Annotated in this window: 13 protein-coding genes; 2 read left to right on the forward strand and 11 right to left on the reverse strand. The window is 69.7% G+C overall.

What is annotated here, in order from left to right:
• Nucleotides 1–90 precede the first annotated feature (90 nt).
• Genes OHS82_RS14180 through OHS82_RS14190 form a run of 3 tightly spaced genes read right to left on the reverse strand, consistent with a single transcriptional unit; the run spans nucleotide 91 to nucleotide 1,805 of the window.
• Nucleotides 91–1,254: a cysteine desulfurase family protein gene (locus tag OHS82_RS14180; RefSeq protein ID WP_057584904.1), complete on the reverse strand. Its 1,164-nt coding sequence runs from the start codon at nucleotides 1,252–1,254 to the stop codon at nucleotides 91–93.
• A 59-nt stretch (nucleotides 1,255–1,313) separates the two neighbouring features.
• Nucleotides 1,314–1,580, reverse strand: coding sequence for a DUF4190 domain-containing protein (locus tag OHS82_RS14185; RefSeq protein WP_266725844.1), 267 nt, complete (start codon nucleotides 1,578–1,580; stop codon nucleotides 1,314–1,316).
• Nucleotides 1,581–1,640: 60 nt separating this feature from the next.
• The gene (locus OHS82_RS14190) at nucleotides 1,641–1,805 is read right to left on the reverse strand and encodes a hypothetical protein (RefSeq protein WP_199864011.1); all 165 of its coding nucleotides are present in this window, start codon (nucleotides 1,803–1,805) and stop codon (nucleotides 1,641–1,643) included.
• Nucleotides 1,806–1,947: 142 nt separating this feature from the next.
• On the opposite strand from OHS82_RS14190, the gene OHS82_RS14195 reads away from it, so the two are divergent.
• The gene (locus OHS82_RS14195) at nucleotides 1,948–2,574 is read left to right on the forward strand and encodes a TetR family transcriptional regulator (RefSeq protein WP_057584900.1); all 627 of its coding nucleotides are present in this window, start codon (nucleotides 1,948–1,950) and stop codon (nucleotides 2,572–2,574) included.
• 71 nt (nucleotides 2,575–2,645) lie between these two features.
• Here the strand turns inward: OHS82_RS14195 and OHS82_RS14200 are convergent, their stop codons facing one another.
• The gene (locus tag OHS82_RS14200; RefSeq protein WP_079041688.1) at nucleotides 2,646–3,047 is read right to left on the reverse strand and encodes a hypothetical protein; all 402 of its coding nucleotides are present in this window, start codon (nucleotides 3,045–3,047) and stop codon (nucleotides 2,646–2,648) included.
• 216 nt (nucleotides 3,048–3,263) lie between these two features.
• Nucleotides 3,264–4,145 carry a thioesterase family protein gene (locus OHS82_RS14205; protein ID WP_057584896.1) on the reverse strand — a complete coding sequence of 294 codons (882 nt, stop codon included), beginning with the start codon at nucleotides 4,143–4,145 and terminating at the stop codon, nucleotides 3,264–3,266.
• A 142-nt stretch (nucleotides 4,146–4,287) separates the two neighbouring features.
• Between OHS82_RS14205 and OHS82_RS14210 the strand changes: the two genes are divergently transcribed.
• Nucleotides 4,288–5,526 (forward strand): alpha/beta hydrolase, encoded by a 1,239-nt coding sequence (locus tag OHS82_RS14210; protein WP_057584894.1) that lies wholly within the window; start codon nucleotides 4,288–4,290, stop codon nucleotides 5,524–5,526.
• Here the strand turns inward: OHS82_RS14210 and OHS82_RS14215 are convergent.
• From OHS82_RS14215 to OHS82_RS14240, 6 genes are all read right to left on the reverse strand, one after another.
• Nucleotides 5,435–6,091: a trimeric intracellular cation channel family protein gene (locus OHS82_RS14215; RefSeq protein WP_057584892.1), complete on the reverse strand. Its 657-nt coding sequence runs from the start codon at nucleotides 6,089–6,091 to the stop codon at nucleotides 5,435–5,437. The two genes, OHS82_RS14210 and OHS82_RS14215, sit on opposite strands and share 92 nt — an antisense overlap.
• Nucleotides 6,092–6,160: 69 nt before the next feature.
• Nucleotides 6,161–7,543 (reverse strand): ABC transporter ATP-binding protein, encoded by a 1,383-nt coding sequence (locus OHS82_RS14220; RefSeq protein ID WP_328433952.1) that lies wholly within the window; start codon nucleotides 7,541–7,543, stop codon nucleotides 6,161–6,163.
• Nucleotides 7,540–8,637 (reverse strand): ABC transporter ATP-binding protein, encoded by a 1,098-nt coding sequence (locus OHS82_RS14225; RefSeq protein WP_057584887.1) that lies wholly within the window; start codon nucleotides 8,635–8,637, stop codon nucleotides 7,540–7,542. The genes OHS82_RS14220 and OHS82_RS14225 overlap by 4 nt, the downstream gene beginning before the upstream one ends.
• On the reverse strand, nucleotides 8,634–9,641 hold the full coding sequence (locus tag OHS82_RS14230; RefSeq protein WP_057584885.1) for an ABC transporter permease: 1,008 nt from the start codon (nucleotides 9,639–9,641) through the stop codon (nucleotides 8,634–8,636). The genes OHS82_RS14225 and OHS82_RS14230 overlap by 4 nt, the downstream gene beginning before the upstream one ends.
• A gap of 68 nt (nucleotides 9,642–9,709) precedes the next feature.
• Complete coding sequence (locus tag OHS82_RS14235) at nucleotides 9,710–11,455, reverse strand: ABC transporter substrate-binding protein (RefSeq protein ID WP_057584883.1); 1,746 nt, start codon at nucleotides 11,453–11,455, stop codon at nucleotides 9,710–9,712.
• Between the two features lie 58 nt (nucleotides 11,456–11,513).
• Complete coding sequence (locus OHS82_RS14240) at nucleotides 11,514–12,512, reverse strand: ABC transporter permease (protein ID WP_328433953.1); 999 nt, start codon at nucleotides 12,510–12,512, stop codon at nucleotides 11,514–11,516.
• Between the last annotated feature and the right edge of the window lie 439 nt (nucleotides 12,513–12,951).

The raw sequence follows: 12,951 nt of genomic DNA on the forward strand, positions 1-12,951 counted from the left end.
GCCACACAGGTAAGCGGATGCTGCCGCCGGATTGAGGGCCTGAGGTCACCCGGGTCACCTGGGCGGCAGGGCCGGGTCAGCCGCCGGGCGTCACGTCAGCCCCGCCGCGCGAGCCCGCTCGACCGCCGGGCCGATGGCCTTGGCCACCGCTTCGACATCGGCCTCGGTGGAGGTGTGGCCGAGGGAGAAGCGCAGGGTGCCGCGGGCCAGGTCGGGGTCGACGCCGGTGGCCAGCAGCACATGGCTGGGCTGGGCGACGCCGGCGGTGCAGGCGGAGCCGGTGGAGCACTCGATGCCCTGGGCGTCCAGGAGCAGCAGCAGCGAGTCGCCCTCGCAGCCCGGAAAGGTGAAGTGGGCGTTGGCCGGCAGCCGGTGCACGGGGTCACCGCCGAGGATCGCGTCCGGGACGGCCGTGCGCACGGCGTCGATCAGGGCGTCGCGCAGGGCGCCGACCTCACGGGCGAACCATTCGCGCTGCTCGGCGGCGAGGCGTCCGGCGACCGCGAAGGAGGCGATCGCGGGGACGTCGAGGGTGCCGGAACGGACATGGCGTTCCTGCCCGCCGCCGTGCAGGACGGGGACGGGGGTGTGCTCGCGGCCCAGCAGCAGGGCGCCGATCCCGTAGGGGCCGCCGATCTTGTGACCGGAGACCGTCATCGCGGCGAGTCCGGAGGCGGCGAAGTCGACGGGGACCTGGCCGAAGGCCTGCACCGCGTCGGCATGCAGCGGGACGTCGAACTCGGCTGCCGCGTCGGCCAGTTCACGGACCGGCAGGATCGTGCCGATCTCGTTGTTCGCCCACATCACGGTGGCCAGGGCGACGTCCTGGGGATTGCGTGCGATCGCGTCGCGAAGGACCTCGGGATGGACCCGCCCCTCGGCGTCGACCGGCAGATACTCGACCGTGGCGCCCTCGTGCTCGCCGAGCCAGTGCACGGCGTCGAGCACGGCGTGGTGCTCGACGGGGCTGGCCAGGACACGGGTGCGGGCCGGGTCGGCGTCACGGCGGGACCAGTACAGGCCTTTGACCGCGAGGTTGTCGGCCTCGGTGCCGCCGGAGGTGAGGACGACCTCGCTGGGGCGGGCGCCGAGCGCTTCCGCGAGGGTCTCACGGGCTTCCTCGACCGTGCGGCGGGCCTGCCGGCCGGCTGCGTGGAGGGAGGAGGCGTTACCGGTGATGCTCAGGTGCGCGGTGAGCGCCTCGACCGCCTCGGGGAGCATGGGCGTGGTCGCGGCGTGGTCGAGGTATGCCATGGTGGCCCGATTCTACGGGGACCGGGTGACGCGCCTCGCTCGCAGGTGCGGCTGCCGCGTCAGAAGCTCCAGGAGACCGTCGAGTCCGCCTGCATGAAAGCGACCAGGACGAGCAGGTCGGCGACGCCCAGCGCGAGGCCGAGGTAGGCGCGACCGCGGCGGGCGGTGCCGCGCCAGAGGGCCGCCGCCGCGAGGATCACGGCGATCGGGCCGAGGAAGACATTGAGGACGAGCAGGCCCAGCAGGCCCAGGATGAAGGACGCGACGGCCATGCCGTCGGCGTCCCGGACGCCGGTGCGACGTGTGGCCGGTGCGGTGAGGTGCATGGTCGGTCAGCTCCTGTCGATCAGTGGTGCGGGCGGTTCGGGGGACGGGCTGGCGGTCGGTCAGTGGGCCGAGGAGCGCCGGCGGCCGTGGCGCTCGCGGAGCGCGAAGATGCCGAGCCAGGCGGCGATCACCACGCCGGCGACGAGTGTGAAGGCGAACGGCGCGTGGGCGACGGTGCCCAGGACGACGCCGAACAGCAGCAGTGCGGCGACGAGGAACAGCATGGGTCGAACCCCCTTCGAGGCGGCGTTGCACCGCGTTCGTGACGTTTCGGTGAACAGTTGTGGTTACACTTGTTCACTGACTCCAGAGTCTAGCGTGCTTCCCGGCTTTCCAATTACGGAGAACAGTTGTTAACTGGATGACATGAGTCACACCCTCGGCATCCGACAGGCGCAGAAGCAGAAGACCCGGCAGTCGCTCCTGGACGCCGCCTTGCTGCTGCTCGAGGAGCAGAGCCTGAGCAGCCTCGGCCTGCGCGAGGTCACCCGGGCCGTCGGGGTGGCCCCGACGGCCTTCTACCGGCACTTCCGCTCCACGGCGGACTTGGGCGTGGCCCTGGTCGAGGAGGCGCTGGGCAGTCTGCACCCGATGATCCGCACCACCGTGACCACGGCCGACACCAGTGCCGAACGCATCACGCGCGCTGTCGAGTTGATAGCCGGTCACGTGACCGCGTACCCCGCTCACGTCCGTTTCATCGCCCGTGAGCGACATGGCGGGGTCCAGCCGGTGCGGGAGGCCATCCGGGAGCAACTGGGCCGGTTCGCCGAAGAGGTGAAGGCCGAACTGGCCAAGGACTCCGAGGCCGAGGGCTGGAGCGACGACGACCTGCTGATGCTCTCGCACCTCTACGTCGACCAGATGCTCATCACGGCCTCCCTGTTCCTCGAGTCCCTGGAGGCCTCGCCGGAGGAGCGGGAACGGGTCAGCAGGATGGCGACCCGTCAGATGCGGCTCATCAGCATCGGCCGCCACCACTGGCTGGACTGAGCGCCGGCGGCGACGCGCAGGGGCGGCGCACCCGTTCCCGGATGCGCCGCCCCTGTGCGCCGTGTCGGCGGTCAGCCCTGCTGCTGGGCCTGCTGCCCCTGGCCGTCGCCCGGGCCGCCGCAGCCGCCACTCTGCCCGCCACCCTGACCACCGCCGGGGCCGCCCTGACCACCGCCGCCGGGGGCCCCGCTGGGAGCGCCGCTCGGGGCGCCCGACGGGACGCCGGTCGGGGCCCCCGTCGGCTGCCCCGAAGCCGCACCGGTCGGCGCACCCGAGGGAGCACCGCTCGGCGCACCGCTCGGCATGCGGGAAGGGTTGCCGGACGGCGCCTGGCAGGACTGCTGCCCGGAGCCGCCGCTGTTCGAGTTCGAGGAGGAGGAGTCGCCCGAGCCGCAGGCCACCAGAGCGAGTGGCGAGAGCGCCAGCAGCGCCACCGCGGGGACGAGACGGACGGGCATCAGCGCACGCTTCATGACAGACAGCTCCAGGGAGGGTGAGGAGAACCTGAGGCGGGCACTCAACCAACGGCGCTTAGGGCTTTCTTGAGGCTTCTGTGTCCGCTGCCTGTCAGGCGGGTAAAGCGCCTCTCAAGAGACGTCCCCGACCTGGGAGTCGACCGACGGGCCCGCCCGGCGGCCGAGGAGGCGCTGGTACAGCTCCGTGACACGGGCGGCCCGTCCGGGAGCCGCTCAGCCGAGCCGGGCCCTCGCCAGCTGCCGTGACTGGGCGACCAGTCGGTCCGCGCTGTCCCAGACCTCGGCGTCCTCCTCGAGGAAGCCTCCGGCGAGGTTGCGGGTGACGATGGAGACGCGCAGCGGTCCGGGAGCCGGACGGCAGCGGACGTGGACGGTCAGCTCCACCGTGGGGACCCAGCCGCGCAGACCGATCTCGAAGGCGGTCGGCGGCAGGGCGTCCACCGCCAGCAGGAGGGAGAGCGGGTCGGGGTCGCGCCCGTCCTTCAGACCGAACCAGGCCCGCATCTCGCCCCTGCCGGACGGCTGTCCGAGCGCCCAGCCGAGGGTCGACGGGTCGAGCTTGAGCATCAGCCGGTCGGCGATGGCGGAGCTGCCGTCCACGGGGGCCGGCCCGTCCTCGGGGCCGAAGCACTGCTCGAGGGGCGGGATCGCCGGGGGCTTCGCCGTCGTACGGACGTCGTCCGGGAGCGCGTCCAGGTCGCCGTAGGAGGCGAGGACGCGGATCCGCTCGACCTCGGCGCCGTTCTCGTCGTACTGGAAGAGCGAGGCCTGTCCGGTCGACAGGGTGCGGCCGGAGCGGACGACGTCCGTGCGGACGGTCGCGGGGCCGGGCTGCGACGCGGTGAGGTAGTGGGCCGAGATCGTGAACGGGTCGTCGTGCGGCAGGGCGTCCGCGAGGGCACGGCCGAGAACGGCGAGGAGGTAGCCGCCGTTGACGGCGCTGATGATCGTCCATCCGGCCGAGAGGTCGATGTCGTAGACACCGGGTGCGCGTCGGGTGAGCGCGGTGTCGCGGTCGAACTCGCTGTCGCCGATCGAGGCCGCGAAGGGGACGGTGGAGGCCCGCTCGGCCGCCGCGATAGCTGCTTCAGGCATGCCTGAACGGTACAGCAGGGCATTACTAAGCGGTAGCTTTTTCAGTCACGGAAGGTGAAGAAGAGACATGGGAAGGCAAATTTCTTGGTAAGTGTCCCGACTCGTCCGTAACCTTGCCGCCCCGATTCCCCTCTGCAAGGACATGAGCCTCACCGGGACTCCGTTCCTCTACACCCTGATCGCCGTGTCCGTGCTCGCCGTCGCGCTGCCGCTGCTGCTGTGGTCGCGGATGCGCGGACCGCGGCTGCTGCGCATCGCGGCCCGGATGCTGATGCTGCTGTTCGCCCAGGGCACCGCCGTCGCCCTGGTCTTCGTTCTCGTCAACAACGCCAACAGCCTGTACGACACCTGGGGCGACCTGCTGGGCACCGGCACCCATGTGCAGCAGGCCGCCGACCTGGGCGCCGACGGCACCGGCGGCATCGCGCTCGACCGGCTGCCCAAGGTCGAGCAGCACTTCACGCAGGCGGACGGGACGGGGATGCACGCGGCCGGCGGGGTGCGCGTCACCCAGCTCGAGGGCCAGGTCTCCGGCGTGAACGCCGAGGTCTACGTCTGGCTGCCCCCGCAGTACCACGATCCCGCCTACGCGCACCGCTCCTTCCCGGTGGTGGAGCTGCTGCCGGGCTACCCCGGCTCCCCCAAGTCCTGGTTCGGGTCGCTGCGTGTGCACGAGCAGCTGGAGCCGCTGATGCGCTCGGGCGAGGTCGCGCCGTTCATCCTGGTCGCGCCGCGCACCACGCTGCTGCCGGGAGTGGACACCGGCTGCGCCAACGTGCCGCACATCGTCAACGCGGACAGCTGGCTCAGCATCGACGTGCCGAAGATGGTCCGGGACAACTTCCGGGCCCAGCCCGCGCCCAAGGGCTGGGCGGTCGCCGGGTATTCGGCGGGGGCCCACTGCGCGGCCAAGCTCGCCGTCGCCCACCCCGACCGCTTCCGGGCGGCCGTGAGCCTGTCCGGGTACAGCGACCCGCTCGGCGAGCGCAAATCCCTCGCGGCCAGGAGTCCGTCCCTCCGCCGGGCCAACAACCCCTATCTGCTGCTGCGGAAGGCCGTCGTGCCGCCCGCCGTCGCCCTGTACCTCTCCGGTCAGCCGCAGGACGGCTACGAGGCGGCCCTGGCCCTGCGGAAGGAGGCGAAGGCGCCGACGACCGTACACGTCGTGTACGTCCCGAAGAGCGCGGGCGGCCACTCCATGGCACTGTGGCGGCCGCAGGTCGTGCCGGCGTTCCGCTGGCTGACCCTGCAGATGGAGCAGAGTCCCCTCGCCGGCGGCTCGGGCCGGCCTACTCCTCGCGCACCGTCGAGCGACGATTCCAGGCACGAGGCGCTCGCCAGTGGAACCGCATCGCCAGAAGCCGCAGCACGAAGGCGGTGACCGCGGCCACCCCGCTGGCCAGCGGGGTGAGCACGTCGTAGCGGATGCAGAGCGCCACCATGGCGGCGCCGACGATCGCCGGGACCGCGTACAGGTCGCGGTCCCAGCGCAGCAGCGAGGGCACCTCGTTGGCCAGCACGTCGCGCAGCACGCCGCCGCCCACCGCGGTGGCGAGCCCCAGCGCGGCCGACGCGGTGAGGCCGAGGCCGTAGTCGTACGCCTTCGTCGTCCCGGTGACGCAGAAGAGGCCGAGGCCGGCCGCGTCGAACACGTTGACGCCGGTCTGGATCCGCTCCACCTGCGGATGCAGGAAGACGACGAGCAGCGCGGCGAACAGCGGCGTGAGGAAGTACCCGAGGTCGGTGAAGGCGGCCGGCGGCACGGCCCCGATGACCAGGTCCCGGAACAGCCCGCCGCCGAGCGCGGTGACCTCGGCGAGCGTGGCGATGCCGAACACGTCGAAGTTCTTGCGGACGGCGAGCAGCGCCCCCGAGATGGCGAACACGAAGATGCCGAACAGGTCGAGGGTGTGCTGGACGGAAGGACTGAAGATCTGCTGGAGCACCCTTACATTGTCACCCAACACACAGCCCCCACCTTACATTGCAAGGCGGGGGCTGGTATCTGGTGGTGCTTACTTCTCCTTGGCCGGCGTCTCACCGTCGGAGGTCTCGGGAGCCTCGGCCGCCTTGGTCACCTCGGCCGCCTCGGTCACGGCGGGAGCCTCGCTCACCTCGGGCTCCTCCGCGGCCTCGGGAACCTCGGTCGTCTCCGGGGCCTCGGAAACCTCGGTCACCTCGGTCGTCCCCGGGGCCTCGGGCGCTTCGGACGCCTCGGCCGCCGGGCTGTCGGTGATCTCCGCCGCCACCGCCGCCGAGGTCGCCGCCGACTCGGCGAGCACCTCGTCGGCCACCAGCTCCGCCGCCTCCTTCGCGGCGGTCAGCAGGACGACGTCCTGCGGGGCCTGGTCCGCGAAGTTCTCCGGGTGGTGGCAGGCGACCTGCTGCCCCGTCCGCAGCTCGACGAGCACGGGCTCCTTGGTCGCGCAGACCTGCGTCGCCTTCCAGCACCGGGTGTGGAAGCGGCAGCCGCTCGGCGGCGAGATCGGCGAGGGCACGTCGCCCCTGAGCAGGATGCGCTCGCTCTTGGCGCCCCGGCGCTTCGGGTCCGGGACCGGCACCGCCGACATGAGCGCCTTGGTGTACGGGTGCATCGGCGACTGGTACAGCGAGGTGCGGTCGGCGAGCTCGACGATCTTGCCGAGGTACATCACCGCGATCCGGTCCGAGACGTGCCGCACGACGGACAGGTCGTGCGCGATGATCACATAGGTCAGGCCGAGTTCCTGCTGGAGGTCGTCCATCAGGTTGACGACCTGCGCCTGGATCGACACGTCCAGCGCGGAGACCGGCTCGTCCGCCACGACGAGCTTCGGCTTCAGGGCGAGCGCACGGGCGATGCCGATGCGCTGGCGCTGACCGCCGGAGAACTCGTGCGGGTAGCGGTTGTAGTGCTCGGGGCTCAGACCCACGAGCTCCAGCAGCCGCTGGACCTCCTTCTTCACGCCGCCCTCGGGCTCCACGCCCTGGAGGCGGAAGGGCGCCGAGACGATCCCGCCGATGGTGTGCCGCGGGTTCAGGGAACCGTACGGGTCCTGGAAGATCATCTGGATGTCCCGCCGCAGCGGGCGCATCGCGGCCGGCTTCAGCCGGGTGATGTCCTGGCCCTCGAAGTGGATCGTGCCGCCGGTCGGGTCCGCGAGCCGGGTGATGACCCGTCCCATGGTCGACTTGCCGCAGCCCGACTCGCCGACGACGCCCAGGGTCTCGCCCTTGCGCACCTCGAAGTCGATGCCGTCGACGGCCTTGACCGCGCCGACCTGACGCTGCAGGACGCCCTTGCGGATGGGGAAGTGCTTCTGCAGGCCCTGGACCTTGAGCAGCACCTCGCGGTTCTCGGAGGAGGAGGCCTGCGGCGGAACCGAGGGGGCCGCGTCCGTCTTCTTCGTCTCACTCACAGCTTCGGCGCAATCTCTTCGGTCCAGATCCGCGTACGGTCCTCCGACGAGAGGTGACAGGCGGACCAGTGCCCGCCGCCGACCTGCTGCAACTCGGGACGCACGGTGCGGGTGACATCACCCTTGGGCACGTCCGCGTACGGGCAGCGGGGGTTGAAGGCGCAGCCCGAGGGGACGTTGATGAGGCTCGGCGGCTGGCCCTTCACCGGGATGAGCCGCTCGGAGGTCTCACGGTCGATGCGCGGCATCGAGCCGAGCAGACCCCAGGTGTAGGGGTGCTGCGGCTTCTCGAAGATCTCGTCGACCGGGCCGCGCTCCACGCACCGGCCGCCGTACATCACCAGGACGTCGTCGGCGATCTCGGCGACGACGCCGAGGTCGTGGGTGATGATGACGACCGCGGAGCCGAACTCCTTCTGCAGATCGCGGATGAGGTCCAGGATCTGGGCCTGGACGGTCACGTCAAGGGCGGTGGTCGGCTCGTCGGCGATGAGCAGCTCGGGGTTGTTGACCAGCGCCATCGCGATCATGGCGCGCTGGCGCATACCGCCGGAGAACTCGTGCGGGTAGCCGTCCACACGCTTCGCCGGCTCCGGGATGCCGACCCGGTCGAGCATCTCGATCGCCCGCGCGCGGGCGGCCTTCTTGCTGACGTCGTGGTGGACGCGGTACGCCTCCACGATCTGGTTGCCGATCGTGTAGTACGGGTGCATCGCGGACAGCGGGTCCTGGAAGATCATCGCCATCTCGCGGCCGCGCAGCCGGCGCACCTCGTCCGGGTCGGCGGAGACCAGCTCCTTGCCGTCGAGCCAGATCTCGCCGGACATCTGCACGTTCTTGCCGCGCGCGCCGAGCCGGTGCAGACCCATGATCGCCAGCGAGGTGACCGACTTACCGGAGCCCGACTCGCCCACGATGCTGAGGGTCTTGCCCTTCTCCACCTGGAAGCTGAGCCCGTCGACGGACTTGACCAGGCCGTCGTCGGTCGGGAAGTGCACCTTGAGGTCGCGTACGTCGAGGAACGCGCCGGGGTTGTTCGAGGACGGGCCGGTCGGCTCGCCCACGGCGGCGCCGGTCTTGGACAGTTCGGTCACGAGAGCCTCACCCGCGGGTCGGCGGCCGCATAGAGCAGGTCCACCAGGAGATTTGCGATGACGACGAAGAAGGCGGCGAGCAGCGTGACGCCGAGGATCGGCGGCAGGTCGTTGTCCGTGATGGCCTTCACCGCGTACTCGCCGACGCCGTGCAGCGAGAAGACGGACTCGGTGATCAGGGCACCGCCGAGCAGCAGACCGACGTCCATGCCGAACACCGTGATGATCGGCGTCAGCGCGGCCCGCAGACCGTGCCGGGCGACGACGTTGCGCTCGCGCAGACCCTTGGCACGGGCCGTGCGGATGAAGTCCTCGTTCATCGTCTCCAGCATGCCCGAGCGGGTGAGCCGCGCGTAGATGGCGGAGTAGAGGAGGGCGAGCGAACACCACGCCGGGAACAGCGTGTTGGCCCACTGCGCCGGGTTCTCGGAGAACGGCACGTAGGTGCGGCCGAAGATCGGGATCTGGTAGGTGAAGAGCAGGATCGCCAGGCTGCCCGTGAAGAACATGGGGAGCGACACGCCGGCGAGCGCGATGCCCATGAAGGTGCGGTCGAAGATCGAGCGCGGCTTCAGGGCGGAGATCACGCCGATGACCACACCGCCGACCAGCCACATCAGGGCGGCGCCGACGGCCAGCGAACCCGTCACCGGCAGGCGGGAGGTGAGCTGCGGCCAGACCGCCTCGTGGGTCTTGAAGGAGTACCCGAAGCACGGCGCGTCACAGTGCGCGGTGGTGGGCCCCAGGTCGTAGGTGGCACCGGTCACGACACCCTTGATGAAGTGCCAGTACTGGAGGTAGACCGGGTCGTCCAGACCGAGGTTGCGCTTGACCGCAGCGATGTCCGCCGCCGACGGGCTCTTCCCGATGTACTGCTGTGCCATCTGGTCGGCGGTCTGACCGGCGAGCCGTGGCAGCAGGAAGAAGATGGCGAAGGTCACCGCGGTGACGACCAGCAGCAGGATCACTGCCGCGAACGTCCGACGGAGGATGTACGAGATCACGGGGATCGGCCTGGTGCCCGCGGGCCGGGAAGCCCGCGGGCACCAATGCCTTCACCTGCCTTCCGGGGCTACTTCTTGGTCGTGCCGATGTTGAGGTAGTCGTACTGACCGCTGAAGGCCGCCGTCGACACCAGGTTGGTGTAGTTCGCCGGGCGGTACAGCAGGACCTTGAAGTAGGTCAGCGGCACGAGGGCCGCCTCGTCCATGACCTTCTTGTCGATCTGCGTGTAGATGGCGTTGCGCTGGGTCGCGTCCTGCGTGCCGATCGCCTTGGCGAGGTTCGCGTTGACCTCGGGGTCGTTCAGCTCCGACAGGTTGGTGTTGCCGGACGCGCCGATGGCGGCGCCGTTCAGGATCTGCTGCAGGAAGCCGTAGCCGCCCGGCCAGTCGGCGCCCCACTGCATCATCATCAGGCCGACGTTGTTCTTCTTGTTGAACGCCGGGACGCCCGCGTAGTCGGTGAAGTACTTGCCCGACGGGAACTGCTTCAGGCTGGCGTTGATGCCGACCTTCTTCAGCGAGGCGATGATCGCGGTGGCCGCGTCGATCTCCGGCTGACGGTCGCTGCGCGCGGTGATGTTGGTGGTGATCGCCGTCTTGCCGCAGGCCTTCAGCTGCTCCTTGGCCTTGGTGACGTCGCCCTTGTTGCCGTCGGTGGCGTAGGCGTCCGCCTTCGCGTAGCCCGGGATGTCCGGCGGGAGGACGGTGGTGGCGATGTCACCGCGGATCGGGCCGCCCTCGGCGGTCTGCACCGAGACCTTGTCGACGGCGTACTGCACGGCCTTGCGGCAGGCGACGTTGTCGAACGGCGCGACCTTGGTGTTGATCGCCATGTAGACGAGGCGGCCACCGTAGGTGTTGTCGGTGTTGGCCTTCAGCGCGGCGTCGTTGATGACCTTCGCCTGCGTCGCGGCCTGAACGCCGGTGCCGCCGAGGTCGATCGCGTCGCCGGCCTGGACGTCCTGGTCGATCGTCTCGGCGTTGACCTTCAGCTTGACGACGATCTTGTCCGGGTACTGCTTGCGCAGCGGGTCGGTCTTGGCGTCCCAGTTCTCGTTGCGGACGAGGGTGACCTGCTTGCCCTCGTCGTAGCTCTCGAACTTGTACGAGCCCGAGGACACGATGTTCTTGACGTAGTCGATGCCCTTGTCCTTGGCCTCGGGCACCGGCGCGGTCTGCGGCGTCGCGACCAGGTAGTCGAACTCCTGGAACGCCGACTTCAGCTTGAAGACGATCGTGGTGTCGTCCGGGGTCTCGATGGACGCGAGACCCTTCTTGTCCTTGTACGGACCCTTGTACGCCTCGCCGCCCACGAGGAGCTGCTGGAAGTAGTTCGGGCCGAGGGACAGCACGTCACGCGCGAAGTTGGAGCGCTCGACGGCGTACTTGACGTCCTTGGACGTGATCGCCGTGCCGTCCTGGTACTTCAGGCCCGTGCGCAGCTTGTACGTCCAGGTCTTGCCGCCGTCGCTCGGCACGCCCGCGCTCGCCGCGAGGTCGGGGACCAGCTTGTTGCCCTCCTCGCCCGCGCCGGGCTGGAAGGTCATCAGCGGACGCGCGTAGACGCGGCTGAGGTTGTACATGTACGCGTAGTACGTGTTGCCCGGGTCGAAGGAGTCCGGCACGTCGGAGTACTCGTACGTGACCGTCCCACCCTTCTGGGTGGACGCGTTGACGACGCCCTTCGTGGCCGCGTCGGCCCCGGCGGACTTGCCGCCGTCCTTGTCCGTGTTGTCATCGGCCTTGCTGCAGCCGGCGAGCAACAGGCTCACACTGCCGATGGCCGCAATCGCGGCCAGCCCTGACCTTCGCATGATGGTCTGCTTCCCCTTTGTTGATGGAAATCTGTCGGACTCTCGCTGCGGCTGCACGTCAGCGGCTGCGCGGGTCGAGAGCGTCACGGAGACCGTCGCCGAGCAGGTTGAACGCCAGCACGGTCACGAAGATGGCGAGACCGGGCACGATCATGAACTGCGGATCGACCTGGTAGTAGGTGACCGCCTCCTTGAGCATGCCGCCCCACGACGCCTGCGGGGGCTGGATGCCGACGCCCAGGAAGCTCAGGCTGGCCTCGAAGAGGATGTTGGTCGGGATGAGCAGCGTCGAGTAGACGATGATCGGGCCGACCAGGTTGGGCAGCAGCTCCCGGAACAGGATGTACGGCCCCTTGGCGCCCATCCCCCGCGACGCGTCCACGAACTCGCGTTCCCGCAGGGCGAGCGTCTGGCCCCGGACGATGCGTCCCAGATAAGGCCAGTTGAAGAAGCCGATGACGAAGATGAGCACGCTGATGTGGAGCGGCAGTCCCTCCATGCCGAACGCGCCGCCCTGCAGCGTGGCGGAGATGGCGATGGCGAAGAGCAGGAGGGGGAAGGCGAGGAAGGTGTCCATCAGCCGGCTGATGATCGAGTCGACCCGACCGCCGTAGTAGCCGGCGACCACGCCGAGGACCGCGCCGATGGTGTTCGACAGGATCGTCGCCCCGAAGGCCACGACCAGCGACACCCAGGAGCCCTCGAGGATGCGGGTGGCGATGTCGCGCCCGAACTTGGGGTCCACGCCGAGCGGGTGTTCCCAGCTCATGCCGCCGAAGTCCCCCTGGGGGATCGACGTGTTGGGGTCGATGAGGTCCTGGTTGAAGGCGTTGGGGTCCAGACCGAACAGGGCCTGGATCGGACGGGAGAGAAGCGCGAGCACGATCAGCAGGATCACGACGACCCCGCCGGCCACGGCGACCTTGTCCTTCTTGAAACGGGACCAGGCGATCTGCCCCAGGGAACGGCCCTCGATCTGCCCCTTCTCGACACCCGCGAGCACAGCCTCGGGCTGTACCTCGGTTGCCGACCCGGTGGTCTCGATCGGTGCGGTCACGGTGACCCGACCCCTCTCGCCGGCGGTGACCGGCCTTTGTCCGCCGCTGTCGGCGGCTTGATCCACTTACTGCCTGCTACGCGGCCGGCGCCGATGAGTGCGGCCCAACTGTCCAGTTGACCCCGGATTGCTGCCGATGGGCACTCGCTCACAGGATCGACGACCTCGCGTCTGAGAGGCGAGTCTTCAATGCAGGCGCGATCACACGCCAGATCTGACGGAGAAAGTATGCGCAACCGTGATGCCGACCTGCACATTCCGTTACCCGAACGCCACGCGCCGACATCCGGAGAGGGTGGCACGCTCGTCAGGTGTGCCCGGTGTCACATCACGGAAGAACCGGAACACTTCAGGCCCAGGCCGCGGCCATCCGCGCACCCGAGATCCGGTAGCCCGACGGCGGGGCGGACCGGAGCTCGCTGAAGATGAGCCTTCAGGC

It is taken from the genome of Streptomyces sp. NBC_00425 (assembly GCF_036030735.1).
In the GTDB taxonomy this organism is placed as follows: domain Bacteria; phylum Actinomycetota; class Actinomycetes; order Streptomycetales; family Streptomycetaceae; genus Streptomyces.

Coding starts and splice junctions, on each gene's coding strand:
- OHS82_RS14195 (WP_057584900.1), top strand. CDS start 1,948: ATGAGTCACACCCTCGGCATCCGACAGGCGCAGAAGCAGAAGACCCGG.
- OHS82_RS14200 (WP_079041688.1), bottom strand. CDS start 3,047: ATGAAGCGTGCGCTGATGCCCGTCCGTCTCGTCCCCGCGGTGGCGCTG.
- OHS82_RS14210 (WP_057584894.1), top strand. CDS start 4,288: ATGAGCCTCACCGGGACTCCGTTCCTCTACACCCTGATCGCCGTGTCC.
- OHS82_RS14190 (WP_199864011.1), bottom strand. CDS start 1,805: ATGCTGTTCCTCGTCGCCGCACTGCTGCTGTTCGGCGTCGTCCTGGGC.
- OHS82_RS14180 (WP_057584904.1), bottom strand. CDS start 1,254: ATGGCATACCTCGACCACGCCGCGACCACGCCCATGCTCCCCGAGGCG.
- OHS82_RS14235 (WP_057584883.1), bottom strand. CDS start 11,455: ATGCGAAGGTCAGGGCTGGCCGCGATTGCGGCCATCGGCAGTGTGAGC.
- OHS82_RS14185 (WP_266725844.1), bottom strand. CDS start 1,580: ATGCACCTCACCGCACCGGCCACACGTCGCACCGGCGTCCGGGACGCC.
- OHS82_RS14205 (WP_057584896.1), bottom strand. CDS start 4,145: ATGCCTGAAGCAGCTATCGCGGCGGCCGAGCGGGCCTCCACCGTCCCC.